11 protein-coding genes are annotated in these 12,566 nt (G+C 65.5%); 3 read left to right on the forward strand and 8 right to left on the reverse strand.

Going from position 1 to position 12,566, the window contains the following annotated elements:
• Nucleotides 1-26: 26 nt before the first annotated feature.
• Nucleotides 27-995, reverse strand: coding sequence for an NAD(P)H-dependent flavin oxidoreductase (locus tag DIE29_RS00840; RefSeq protein ID WP_102040596.1), 969 nt, complete (start codon nucleotides 993-995; stop codon nucleotides 27-29).
• Nucleotides 996-1,144: 149 nt separating this feature from the next.
• Between DIE29_RS00840 and DIE29_RS00845 the strand changes: the two genes are divergently transcribed.
• Nucleotides 1,145-1,768 carry a trimeric intracellular cation channel family protein gene (locus DIE29_RS00845; RefSeq protein WP_102040597.1) on the forward strand — a complete coding sequence of 208 codons (624 nt, stop codon included), beginning with the start codon at nucleotides 1,145-1,147 and terminating at the stop codon, nucleotides 1,766-1,768.
• A 9-nt stretch (nucleotides 1,769-1,777) separates the two neighbouring features.
• Here the strand turns inward: DIE29_RS00845 and DIE29_RS00850 are convergent, their stop codons facing one another.
• The 4 genes from DIE29_RS00850 to DIE29_RS00865 form a co-directional block, all read right to left on the reverse strand.
• Nucleotides 1,778-2,203, reverse strand: coding sequence for a hypothetical protein (locus DIE29_RS00850; RefSeq protein ID WP_102040598.1), 426 nt, complete (start codon nucleotides 2,201-2,203; stop codon nucleotides 1,778-1,780).
• 11 nt (nucleotides 2,204-2,214) lie between these two features.
• A complete protein-coding gene (locus DIE29_RS00855) occupies nucleotides 2,215-3,423 on the reverse strand; it encodes a hypothetical protein (protein ID WP_114648926.1) in 1,209 nt (402 codons plus the stop codon).
• On the reverse strand, nucleotides 3,420-5,954 hold the full coding sequence (locus DIE29_RS00860; RefSeq protein WP_114648927.1) for an EAL domain-containing protein: 2,535 nt from the start codon (nucleotides 5,952-5,954) through the stop codon (nucleotides 3,420-3,422). Before DIE29_RS00860 ends, DIE29_RS00855 begins: the two co-directional genes overlap by 4 nt.
• Before the next feature lie 92 nt (nucleotides 5,955-6,046).
• Complete coding sequence (locus DIE29_RS00865; protein WP_114650222.1) at nucleotides 6,047-7,426, reverse strand: malonyl-CoA decarboxylase; 1,380 nt, start codon at nucleotides 7,424-7,426, stop codon at nucleotides 6,047-6,049.
• Between the two features lie 214 nt (nucleotides 7,427-7,640).
• Here DIE29_RS00865 and DIE29_RS00870 point away from each other — a divergent pair, with 214 nt between their 5' ends.
• Complete coding sequence (locus DIE29_RS00870) at nucleotides 7,641-8,069, forward strand: two-component system response regulator (protein WP_102040601.1); 429 nt, start codon at nucleotides 7,641-7,643, stop codon at nucleotides 8,067-8,069.
• On the opposite strand, the gene lgt is transcribed toward DIE29_RS00870, so the two are convergent.
• Nucleotides 8,066-8,854, reverse strand: a complete 789-nt coding sequence (gene lgt / locus DIE29_RS00875; RefSeq protein WP_114648928.1) for a prolipoprotein diacylglyceryl transferase — start codon at nucleotides 8,852-8,854, stop codon at nucleotides 8,066-8,068. The two genes, DIE29_RS00870 and lgt, sit on opposite strands and share 4 nt — an antisense overlap.
• Before the next feature lie 28 nt (nucleotides 8,855-8,882).
• Complete coding sequence (locus tag DIE29_RS00880) at nucleotides 8,883-9,569, reverse strand: YceH family protein (protein WP_114648929.1); 687 nt, start codon at nucleotides 9,567-9,569, stop codon at nucleotides 8,883-8,885.
• 143 nt (nucleotides 9,570-9,712) lie between these two features.
• On the opposite strand from DIE29_RS00880, the gene ilvD reads away from it, so the two are divergent.
• Entirely contained in the window at nucleotides 9,713-11,563 is a 1,851-nt protein-coding gene (gene ilvD, locus DIE29_RS00885) for a dihydroxy-acid dehydratase (RefSeq protein WP_114648930.1), read from the forward strand.
• Here the strand turns inward: ilvD and DIE29_RS00890 are convergent.
• Complete coding sequence (locus DIE29_RS00890) at nucleotides 11,560-12,528, reverse strand: ChaN family lipoprotein (protein WP_114648931.1); 969 nt, start codon at nucleotides 12,526-12,528, stop codon at nucleotides 11,560-11,562. The genes ilvD and DIE29_RS00890 overlap by 4 nt on opposite strands.
• Between the last annotated feature and the right edge of the window lie 38 nt (nucleotides 12,529-12,566).

The following is a 12,566-nucleotide window of genomic DNA, read 5'->3' on the forward strand; positions in this document are numbered from 1 at the left end:
CCGATTGCGCGCCCGCGGGCGCTGCCTCAGGCCAGTGCTGCGCTGGGCGGCAGTGAGCAGGCGGCGCGGTACTCGGCCACCAGGCGGTCGACCAGCTCGGCCACTGGCGGCACGTCGTGGATGGTGGCCACGCCGTGACCGGCGCTCCAGACGTCGCGCCAGGCGCGTGCCTCGTCGGCAACACCGTGAAGTTTGCCTTTACCGAAATTGACCGAGAGCTGTTCGCGGTCAAAGCCGGCGCGCGCCAGGCTGGGCCACAAAAAGTTGGCGTTGGTGCCCGAAATGGCATCGGTATAGACCACGTCACTGGCGCTGCACTCGACCAGCATGGCTTTGTACGCCTCTTGTGCCATTGATTCGCGGGTGGCGATGAAGCGAGTGCCCATATAGGCGAAGTCAGCCCCCATGATTTCGGCGGCGCGCACGCTGGCGCCATCCGAGATACTGCCGGCGAGTGCCAGCGCGCCGTCCCAGAACTCGCGGATCTCGCGGATCAGGCTGAACGGGTTTTGAGTGCCGGCGTGCCCGCCTGCGCCGCCGGCGACTGCAATGATGCCGTCGACCCCGGCGGCTATCGCTTTTTTCGCGTGATACGCGTGAATGATGTCGGCAAAGACCAACCCGCCATAGGCATGCACGGTTTTCACCACTTCGCCGGGGTGGCCAAGACTGGTGATGACCAAAGGCACGCGATGCTTGGCGACCAGGGCGAGGTCTTCGGGCAGGCGTTCATTGCTCGGGTGCAAAATGAGGTTGACGCCAAAGGGCGCCACCGGTGCGCCGGGATGAGCGGCGCGATGGGTTTGCAGTTCTGCGTTGATACGCCCGAGCCACTCATCCAGCTGGGCGGCAGGACGCGCATTGAGCGAAGGGAAGGTGCCGGCCACGCCGGCTTTGCAGGCTGCGATCACCAGCTCGGGGCCGGACACCAGGAACATGGGCGCGGCAATCACCGGCACCCGCAGGGTGCCGCGAAAAGCGTTGGGTACGGTCATGCTGTCTCCTCGTGGTCAGTGGCAGGCTTGTCGATGGTGCCCGCATCCGGGCCGACTTTAGCACGCTGCGGGTAGAATTCAAACGACCGTTTGAATGCTGCCCCGCCTCAGTGTCCGGTTTGCAGGCGACGGTGTTATGCTCCCGCGTCATGTCGATTTCGCTCACTACCTTGCTCTACGGTATCGGCCTGGCCGGAGTGGCGGTCAATGCCGCGGCCGGCGTGCTCGAGGCCGGACGCAAGCCCTTTGACCTCTTTGGCATGGTGGTGGTGGCGCTGGCCGCGGCCTTGGGCGGCGGCAGCCTGCGCGACATGCTGCTCGACCGCAAGGTGTTTTGGATTGCGGACCAAAGCTATTTGCTGGCCGCGGTGCTCGCCGGGCTGGCCACTTTTGCGCTGGCGCGCGTGGTGCGCCTGCCGCCGCGGCTCTTTCTGCTGCCGGATGCGGTGGGGTTGGCGCTGTTTACGGTGAGCGGTACCCAGGTGGCGCTCTCGCTCGATGCCCCTTGGCTGGTGGCCAGCCTGATGGGGGTGATCACCGGGGTGTTCGGGGGCATTGTGCGCGATGTGTTGTGCAATGAAGTGCCCCTGGTGTTTACCGGTGAGCTGTACGCTACCGCCTCATGGGCGGGTGCTTTGCTGCTGGTGGGGCTTTCCGCCGCGGGGGTTTCCGCCGGCTGGTCGGCGCTGGCGGCCGGCGCGCTGGTGCTGGCGGTGCGCTTGTTGGCCATCCGTTTCCGCTGGCGGCTGCCGGTGTTTTCCGCGCGTCTGTGATGCGCCGTGTCAGCGCAGGCGAAGCAGAATGCGCAGCCCCGCGGTGGTCTCGTCCTCCGGCAGGTAGCCGATGGCCTTGGGATGAGTGCCGATCCAGCGCCGCACCTCGTCTGTGTCGCGCGCTTCCAAGGGCGGCAGCGCGCGGCCGGAAAAAACCTGGCGTGACCACCATGCGCGGATCTGGCCAGGATTTTTGCCGGTGAGCAGCAAATAGAACTGGTCGCGCTGGGGGCCGGCCGGCAGGTCGATCAGAGTGGCGAGACTGCCGTCGGGCAGCGTGTTGCGCCGTCCCAAATACAGTTGTTGCGCTTCTTCCAGGCTCAACTGCGCGAACCCTGCATCCGGGTGGCCGACGATCACGAATCCGCCTTGTGCTACGGCGTTCGACACGTATCCGCACCACAGTGCGAACAAGGCGACCAGGGCGGAGCGCATGGCGGTGCGCCTCAAAACACCAGATCCAGGGAAACGCCCACAAGGTGCACGGTGCGTCCGCCGGGCATGTCTTGGCCGCTCGGGAAGAAATTGCCCCAGGCATTGTGGCCGATCCGGATGCGGCTGAACTCGGTTTTGAGTGCGGCGTTGCGGGCAAAGTCCCAGCGCACGCCCACGGTCAGACTGTGCTGGGTGCCGCGGCGCGAGGCGAGATAGGCGTCGAAGCCGGCAGCAAGCTGCGGGTCGGCGATCTCGGCCCGAGCAAGCGGGCGTTCTTCGCTCTGTCGTGCGAGGGTGAAAAAGGGCGTGAATGCGCCCACACGCCGGCCCACGGTCAGATGCCAGGCGCGGGCGCTATTGACGTAACGGTCGGCGCGCCGACGGACGATTTCGGCAATCGTCAGCCATTGGCCGTCGTCCCAGTGCAGGCCGGCGGCGCTGAAACTGGCGCGGCCATGCTCTCCGGACAACTCGGCGGGCAGCGCGGCCAGTTCGCCGCCGGCCAGTGCCAGGTTGGCTACCAAGGTGCGGTAGCCGATGTCGCCCCAACGAATCTTCAGCCGTCCTTGACCGTGGCCGAGGAAAACACTGAGCTTGTCTTCGATCAGGCTGACCGTGAAGCCACGGGCGTTGCGCAGGCGGGCGCGACCATCGTCGGCCAGATCGATGCGGCTGTGGCCGAAATAAGGGCGCAGCTCCAGATCGGCACCATCGAGCGGTATGCGCAGCAACAGGTCGGCGCCGTCGATATCGCTGAATGGGTTGAGCCCATAGACCTCTTGGGGCGGACGGATCCATGGATTGGCGTAATTGACATACAAGGAATCGGAAAACATGAAAAAAGGCACGCGCACACGTCCGACCCGCAGCGTCAGCGCGGAATTGGGTGCGTAACGCCAGAACGCCCAGCTAAGCCGGGGGTCATGATTGCCGCGCGGCGTCTCGCGTACCATCCACTGCACGGTGAAGTCGCTGGCGTTGCCCCAATGCACGCTGGCCTGGACGCCTGCCAGACTGTCGGTGCCAAGGTCCACCCGCTGCGGGCCCGGCGCATTGACTCCTGAGCGGAAAAACCACAGATCGCCCTCATTGGGGATCAGCGCACCGACGGTGGCAAAGCCGGACAGTTGCCATAGCGGCGGCGTTTGGGCGACGGCGGCGGATGCGGCCAACAGCATCGGGAGCATGCCGGCGAGCGCGTGAGCTAAATGCAGTCTCATGGCGAGTTCTCCAGCGGGCATCGGGCGCCCAGTAGGGCTTCTAAGGCGTCGGCATCGAGCGGGCGGGCGTACAGATAGCCCTGTCCCAAATCGCAGCCCATGGCCTGCAGCAGCGCATGCTGTGCTTCGGTTTCGATACACTCGGCGATCACCTCCATCTCCAGGTCATGCGCCAGTTCGATACTGCGGCGCACGATTGCGCCCAGTCTGGCGTCGGAGGTCAGCGTGCGGACAAAGGAACCGTCGAGCTTGAGGGTGTCGCACGGGATGGTGTGCAGGTAGCTCAGCGCCGAATAGCCGGTGCCGAAATCGTCGATCAGCACCCTGATGCCGGCGCGCCGCAAGCGGGCCAAGGTGGCGGAGGCTGGCCCGTCCGGCGCCGCGGCTGCGCTTTCGGTGACCTCCACGCGCAGCACCTCCGGTGGCAAGCCATGCCGGGCCAAGGTGTCCAGCAGTTGTTGCGCCAGATCCGGTATGCGCAACTGGTGCGTCGACAGATTGATGCTGACCGGCACAATGCCGCGTCCGCTTTGGGCGTTTTGCCAGCGGCGGATGTCAAGGCAACAGCGTTCGAGCACCTGCAGCCCGAGCGCATGAATCAGCCCCAGGTTTTCGGCCAAGGGCACAAAAGACTGCGGGCCGAGGATGCCGCCTTCGCCCAAAGGCCAGCGTACCAGCGCCTCGACACTGGCGATCTGTCGATCGGACAAGCGCACCACCGGCTGATAGCGCACCGCCAGGATGCCGTGTTGCAGCGCGGTGCGCAGCTCGGACTCCAGACGCAGGGCGTCCAAGGTCTGGGTGTGCATGCCGGCTTCGAAGATCGTCACCGCCTCGCCGTTGTCGCCGCGGCGCGCACGGTGCAAGGCGTTGTCGGCATCGCGCAGCAGGGATTCGGCATCGTCATGATAGTCGTCGGACAAGGCCACGCCGACACGCACCTGCGGGTGCACCGTGTGCCCGGCAAGTGCCGCCGGACGGGCCAGATGCGCACGCAAGGCCGCAGCAAAGCGCGGCGCGTCGGCGCTCGCGGCGATGCCGTTGAGCAGCACCGCGAATTGGTCACCGCCAATGCGCGCGGCTACGTCGCCGCCGCGCAGGCGCTCACCGATGCGTCCGGCGATGTGCTTGAGCAGTTGATCGCCGATCAGATGTCCGAAGCCGTCGTTGATCAGGCGGAAACGCTCCAGATTGATTGCCAGCACCGCAAAGCGGTGGTGTGGATCGCGCTGCCGCTGACCCAACGCGCTTTTCAAATGCTCGATGAACAGCGCGCGGTTGGGCAAGCCGGTGAGCGCGTCATGCAAGGCATCGTGGAGAAGTTGTTGCTCGGCCAGACGGCGGGCGTGAATGTCGGCCATCGAACCGGCCATGCGGTAAGCCTGTCCGTGCGCATCGCGCAGCGCAACCCCGCGGGTGAGCACCCAGCGATGGTTGCCATCTGGCAGCAGAATGCGGTGTTCGAGCATCAATTGCGCGCTTTCGCCTTTGAGGTGTTTGCGCAACTGGTCACGGAAATGGGCGGCGTCGTCCGGGTAGAGGTAGTGCTCGATATCGGCGGGTTTGACGCACAGCGCCTGGGTGTCGAAGCCGGCGATTTCCGAAAAACGCGGCGACAGGTACAAGGTGTCGGCTTGGATGTCCCAGTCCCACAGGCCGTCGTTGGCGCCTTGCACGGCCAGGGCATAGCGTTCCTCGCTGGCGCGCAGGCGCGCGGCGGTATCTTCCAGTTCGGCGACGCGCCCTTGCAGGCGTTCGGCCATCAGGTTGAAGCGCCGCGCCAGGCTGGCCAATTCGTCACGGCCGTCTGCGGGCAGACGATGGTCCAGCCGTCCTTCGGCCAGCGCCTGGCTGCCGCTGAGCAGGCGCCCCAGGTTGCGGGTGAGCAGATAACCGATGAGCGACAGCAGGACAAAAGTCAACATGATTTCGGCCAGCGCGATCAGGGCGCCCTGTTCCAGTATCGCCCGGCGCGCGGCGGTCAGGCTGGATACTGCCACCCCGAACTGCACAAACCCTACTTGGTTGCGGTCGAGCAAGAGCGGGCGGCGCACATGGATCAGTTCATCGCCGGGGGCGGGCTGCGGGCGGCCGTCGGCGTCGGTGTGCGGTGACGGCAGGTGCAGCATCGCGGGCCGTCCGGCGCTCACCAGCAGGCTGCCATCCGGGCGGGCGATGCGCACATAAACCAGCCCTTCTTCGGCGTCGGCGAGCAATTCGCCCAGTACGTCCTGCAGCGTGGCGTAATCGTCTTGCTGACCGTAGGCTACGGCCACCGCGTGCAGCATCGCCGCGTTTTGGCTGATCAGGTTGTCCACGCTGGCTGAGACCGCGTTGTCCATCAGCCGCACGCTGTTGGCCAGCAGCAGGGCCAGCAGCACAACCTGGACCAGGGTGCTCGCCAGCAGCAGGCGGATGCGAATCGAGTGCAGGCCGAAAGACTGTGTTCGCAAACGGGAACTCTCGGTGGGCAGATCGGTGCGGGCATCCCGCCACGCGCACCAAGACGGTGCTTGCGACGGGGTCCGCATGACTTCAGTATAAGCGTTGTGGGTACCCGCCGAGCGTGACGGATGTCTGGGTCGGGCGCGGATTTTTGCCGCTGCGCCGCGCCCGGCGTTCTTCAGCGACGTGCCATGCGCTTGACCGTAGCGGCAGCGTCGATGCGGCCTGCGCTGGCAAAGGCTTCCAGGTTGTCCTCGATGCGGTCCGGGTCGTAGAGGTAATTCACCATCACGCCCCAGGATTGCTCCAGGCCTTTCGCCGAGGTGTCGGCCAGCCAGTTGAGCCGCTCGATGCGCGCGCCATTGCCCAGGTGAAAGCGCGCCACCGGGTCAGCCGGTTTGCCTTCGCGCCGCGCATTGAGCAGGTAATCGGCGGCCACCCGCATCAGTGGCGCTTGAAGTGCTCGCGCCAGGGCGTGGTCTTCTTGCCAGCCCGGTTGACCGGCGAGCACTTCGCGCAAGCGCGGCGACTCGGGGCCGTCGATACCGGCGGCGGCCAGGCGCTTCCAGTCGGCGTCGGTGAACGCTGCGGTCACTTCCGCCGGGTGTGTGCTCGCCCAGCGGGCCAGGCCCGGAATCGGCGACAAGGTGGCGAAAGTCTTGAGCTTGGGAAAGTCGCGTTGCAAATCATCGACCACCCGCTTGAGCAGGAAATTGCCGAAAGACACGCCACGCAGCCCGCTCTGGGTGTTGCTGATGGAATAAAAGATCGCCGTGCTGGCGCGTGTGGTATCCAGCACCGGGGCATGTTCGTCGAGCAGTTGCTGAACGTTGTCGGTCAGCTCCTCGACCAGTGCGACTTCGACGAAGATCAGCGGCTCCAGTGGCATGCGCGGATGGAAAAAGCCATAGCAGCGACGATCCGAATCGAGCCGGTTTTTCAGATCGGTCCATGAGCGGATCTCGTGCACCGCTTCGTACTCCACCAGTTTTTCCAGCAATGCGGCCGGTGATTGCCAGGTAATGCGTTTGAGCTCCAGAAAACCGACGTCGAACCAGGCTGACAGCCGTGCTTGCAGTTCGCGATCGAGCGACTGCAATGCCGGGTCGTCGGGCAGATAACGTAGCAGGTCGGCGCGCAGATCGACCAGAAATTTGACGCCCTGGGGGATGGCGTTGAATTGAGTGAGGATGCGGATGCGCGCCGAGCGCATGGCGGCGCGCAACGCGGCTTCCGCGTCCCACTGCTGCGGGGTTCCGACCGCTGCTTGGTAAGCCTCATGGGCGCGGGCGATGCGTTGTGGGTCGGGGCCGAATTCCAGCGCGATGATGCGCAAGAAGGCGTGACGCCCGGCGTCGTCCAGGCGCAGATAGGTTTCGGCCAGGCGTGCGGCGCGCTGGCGTGTGGAGACTTCGCCGCCGCGGCCCTCGGCGCATTCATGCAATTGCCGGCGAATACGCTCGATGGTTTTTTCGGACGGCTCGTCTTTGCGGCCGGTGGCGGAGGCCATGAATTCACGCATCTTGTCGAGGCCGCGAGCCATTAGTCCGGGTGCCATGCCTGGTTCCTTGCGCTTGCCGAAAGCCTGGATCATACCGCGTCTGCGGCCGCCGGTTTCGCGCACCGGAAGGCCGCGCCAGCGCGGCTTCGCGCACGGGTTTCGATAACGGCCCGGAACTGCGTCACGACCGAGTGCGAATCGTCGATTCGCCGATGTCATCTGCGCAAAGATTCGGGCATCATTACGGCATACCTGCAAATGACGTGCGCCGATGACACCGAATACGCAAACCGATGCGACCGGGCGTTCCAATGATGCGCAGCGCCCGCCCGCCCTGCGTGTGTTGCTGGCAGCGCCCGAGGAGGCTCAGGCCGGGCCGATGGCGTCGGTGCTGCAAGGCTCGGCCGATATCGAACTGGCCGGCTGGACCGACAGTGAAAGCCGTGCGATGCAGCTCTTTTTTCTGCTCGATCCGGATGTCACCGTACTCGACTGGCGGGTGTCGGTATCCGAACCGGCGCGCCTGGTCGGTCTGCTCAAGCGGGTGGCGCCTTATGCGCGTATCGTTTGCGTGGTGCCGGCGCCGGACTCCATGCCGGCGCGTGCGGCGCGGGCGCTGGGGGCGGACGAAGTGGTCACCTGCGAGGCCCTGCCCGAGCTGTTGCATGCGTGGGCTGCCGCGCGCGGCCACACGCCCTAAGCGCTCTGGCGCGGCGCTGCCAGCAACCACGCGCCTGCAAGAATCATCGGCACGCACAGCCATTGCGCGGTGGATAGCCCCAAAGACAGGGTGCCGAAGATGCCCGGATCCGGCGTGCGGAAAAACTCCGCAGCAAACCGCAAAACCCCGTAGCCCAGCAAAAAGGCGCCCGAGACTGCGCGCGGCGGGCGCGGACGGGCGGCGAACAGCCACAGGATGACGAATAGCAGCAAGCCTTCGCCGAGCGCCTGATAGAGCTGTGACGGATGGCGCGGCAGCGAATCCACCCACGGAAACACCATCGCCCAGGGCAGATCCGGATCGGCCGGGCGGCCCCATAGCTCGCCGTTGATGAAATTGCCGATGCGCCCCGCAGCCAGTCCGGTGGGCACCAGCGGGGCGATGAAGTCGGTGATCTGCCAGAACCCCTTGCCGTGGCGACGGCCATAGAGCCACATCGCCACCAGTACCCCTAAAAAGCCGCCGTGAAAGCTCATGCCGCCTTTCCAGATGGCGGGGATTTCCAGCGGATGCGTGAAGTAATAGCCGGGCTGGAAAAACAATACTTCACCCAGCCGGCCGCCGATGACCACGCCCAGCACACCGTAGAGCAGCAGGTCGTCGATCTGGGGGCCGTTCCACCCCAGCTCGGGGCGGCGTCGGGCGTGCACGCGGCCGAGCAGCATGAACAAGATGAAGGCGAGCAAGTACATCAGACCGTACCAGCGCACCGAGAGCGGGCCGAGCGTCAAGGCGATCGGGTCAAATTGCGGATGAACCAGCATGGGCGAAGGGTGTATCGGTGTTTCCGGGTTATTCGAACTGCGCGCGGAAGCGCTCGAACGCGCCGCGCAGCGCATCGATGTCTTGGCGCAGGCGGCGTACTTCGGCTTCGAGCGCTGCAATGCGTTCGCGGGCGGAGGGCGTCTGGGCGGTGTCGGCACCGTGGGGTTCGGTCTGCAAGCTCAACTCTTGCGTGCCGCCGAGTAGATGCGTCCAACGCACCTCTTTGGTGCCGGGCGCGCGTGGCAGTGCGGCCACCATTGGCGGATACTTCTCTGCCAGATGTTCCAGGATGGCCTCGACCTCGGCGATCTCACCAAAACGGTGCATGCGCTCGCAGCGTTGACGGATTTCGCCGGCCGTCTGCGCGCCGCGCAGCAGCAAGGTGGCCAACACGGCTTGTTCGGCCGGCGGCAAGGAGTGGCGCAGACGCACCAAGTGCTCGTACTTGGCTACGCGCCCGCCGGGCTGATCCCGGCGTGCCACCAAGCGGCGCCCGATCAGGCTGTCGACCGCATGCTGCACGGCTTCTTCGGACAAGGACATGACCGGATCGCGTCCGGTGAGTTGATTGCACCCGGCAGTGAGCGCATTGATCGACATCGGATAGCTGTCGGGCGTGAGGAAGTGCTTTTCGATCAGCACGCCGAGCACGCGCACTTCGCAAGGGTCCAAATCGAAGCTGGTATCGTCGGTGGGCGGCTGTTGTGCATCCATGGGCAAACCATCTGTGCGGTGAAGGGGCGATGATAACGCAGCCGGCAACATCGTCCGTTTGGCCGTTTGAGCGGATTCTGGCGTGTCGGGCTGGCAGGGGTACAATCGGCATCTTTCCCTCGCAGCCTTTTGCGGAGTCAGTCATGCCCCAGTACCGTTCCCGAACGTCCACCGCCGGTCGCAACATGGCGGGTGCGCGCGCCCTGTGGCGTGCCACCGGTATGAAGGACGAGGATTTCAGCAAGCCCATCATCGCCGTGGCCAACAGTTTTACCCAGTTCGTGCCGGGGCATGTGCATCTCAAGGACCTCGGCCAATTGGTGGCGCGCGAAATCGAGGCCGCCGGCGGCGTGGCCAAGGAGTTCAACACCATCGCGGTCGACGATGGCATTGCCATGGGGCACGGCGGCATGCTGTATTCCCTGCCCAGCCGGGAATTGATCGCCGATAGCGTCGAGTACATGGTCAATGCCCACACCGCGGATGCGCTGGTGTGCATTTCCAACTGTGACAAGATCACCCCGGGCATGTTGATGGCCGCGCTGCGCCTCAATATTCCCACCATTTTCGTGTCCGGCGGGCCGATGGAAGCCGGCAAGGTGAAATGGGACGCCAAGGTGATTCCGCTCGATCTGGTCGATGCCATGGTCAAGGCGGCCGACAAAAATTGTTCCGATGAGGAAGTCGCGGCGGTGGAACGCTCCGCCTGCCCCACCTGCGGCTCCTGTTCCGGCATGTTCACCGCCAATTCGATGAACTGCCTGACCGAGGCGCTGGGGTTGTCGCTGCCGGGCAATGGCACCACGCTGGCCACCCACGCCGATCGCGAAAAGCTGTTCAGGGAGGCCGGCCGGCGCATCGTCGAGCTGGCCAAACGTTACTACGAACAGGATGACGCCTCGGTGCTGCCGCGCTCGATCGCGAGCTTCCGGGCTTTTGAGAACGCCATGAGTCTGGACGTGGCCATGGGCGGTTCCACCAATACCGTGCTGCATCTGTTGGCCGCGGCGCGCGAGGCCGGCGTGAACTTCACCATGGCCGACATCGACCGCATCAGCCGGCGAGTGCCTTGCCTGTGCAAGGTGGCGCCAGCCGTGCCGGATGTGCATATCGAGGATGTCCATCGCGCCGGCGGCATCATGGCCATCCTTGGCGAGCTCGACCGCGCCGGTCTGCTGCACCGCGACGTTCCCACGGTGCACAGCAAAACCCTGGGTGAAGCGCTGAGCCGCTGGGACATCATGCAGACTCATGACAAAGCGGTGTTCGATTTCTTCCTTGCCGCGCCCGGCGGCGTGCCCACCCAGGTGGCGTTTTCGCAGAACCGCCGCTGGAACGAGCTCGATATGGACCGTGTGCGCGGCGTGATCCGCAACAAGGCCAACGCCTTTACCGCCGACGGCGGCCTGGCGGTGCTCTACGGCAACATTGCCGAGAAAGGCTGTATCGTCAAAACCGCCGGGGTGGACGAGTCCATTTGGCAATTCACCGGCAAGGCGCGGGTGTATGAAAGCCAGGAAGACGCGGTAGAGGGCATTCTGGGCGAACAGGTGCAAGCCGGCGATGTGGTGGTGATCCGCTACGAAGGTCCCAAGGGCGGTCCCGGCATGCAGGAAATGCTCTACCCCACCTCTTATCTGAAAAGTCGCGGGTTGGGCAAACAGTGTGCGCTACTGACCGACGGCCGTTTCTCCGGTGGCACCTCCGGTTTGTCCATCGGTCACGCCTCACCGGAAGCGGCCTGCGGTGGGGCCATCGCCCTCATCGAAGATGGCGACATCATCGAAATCGATATCCCCAAGCGCCGCATTCACTTGGCGGTGAGCGACGAGGAACTCGCCCGCCGTCGCGCGGCAATGGAAGCTCGGGGAGCGGCGGCCTGGAAACCCGCCAAGCGCGAGCGCAGCGTATCGGCTGCGCTGCAAGCCTATGCCGCGCTCACCACCAGTGCCGACACCGGCGCGGTGCGCGACCTCAGCCAGCTGCAGCGCTAACGCTCATTGGCGCCGGCCGCCTCGGCGCGGCCGGCCGTGTCGATCGACCGGCGCTCCGTGCGAGTATCCGCGTTTCGCTCGGCTGGGACGCCATACACCGCCATGGCCAAGCCGGCCACCAGCTCGCCGCATGCGCTGTCCGCATCCCAAGGCAGCAGTACGGCGGCCTGCGGTAGCCCCAGGCTGGCCAACTGGTGCGGTACGCCCCAGCCGTGGCGCAGGTGGCCGCTGCCGATCAGACCCACCACCAGGGCTTCGGGGTACGCACGGCGCGCGGCGGCGATGGCTTCGGCCATGGCCCGGTCCCAGACCAACTGTGCCTCGATAAAGCGCTGGCCGGCCTGGTCGTGGTCATCGCTTGGCCGCGGGTGGTGGTTGCGGTAGATGGTCTGCAGCCATTCGGTATAAGCCGGCGAAGGCGCCGCGGGGCGGCCCACACCTTGGCGGGCGTGCGCGGGGACGGCATCGAAACCGCTGCGCCGCACCGCCTGGATCAGCTCCCGATCCACATTGAGCGCCACCAGCGGGATGCGGTGCTGGCGGGCGAAGCGGAAAATGTCCATGTAAAGCGCAGCATCCATGCGCCACACTTGTGCCCAGTCGCTGCGCACAAGGAAGGTCTCCTCATCGAGTTCGCCGCGCACCCAGGCATCCAGGGCGGGCTGCACCCGGCGGGGAAACATCTCCAGACCGATCGCCATGTTCGGCTGGCGCGCGTAGAGCGCCGACAGGGTGTCGAGCTGCCAGCGGTGATGCGCCATGCGGTCGTGGCGCTCGCCAAGCAGGACCACGCCGTTGTGCGCCAGGCCGTCTAACAGCAGATGCTCGGCCAGGCGTCCGCCGCCAGGGGCGATCCAGGTGGCTTCCGGCACGCAGGCGGCGCCGCGTGACGTGGCGTCGTCGGTGGATACGGCGCTGATGCATGCGGCCGCAAGCAGCACCGGGAGGATCGAGATCGCTTTCATTGGTATTCCTTGCCGCTTGGGGTGCAAGGGATGGTCGC

Source organism: Pseudothauera hydrothermalis (assembly GCF_003345255.1).
Lineage (GTDB): Bacteria > Pseudomonadota > Gammaproteobacteria > Burkholderiales > Rhodocyclaceae > Pseudothauera > Pseudothauera hydrothermalis.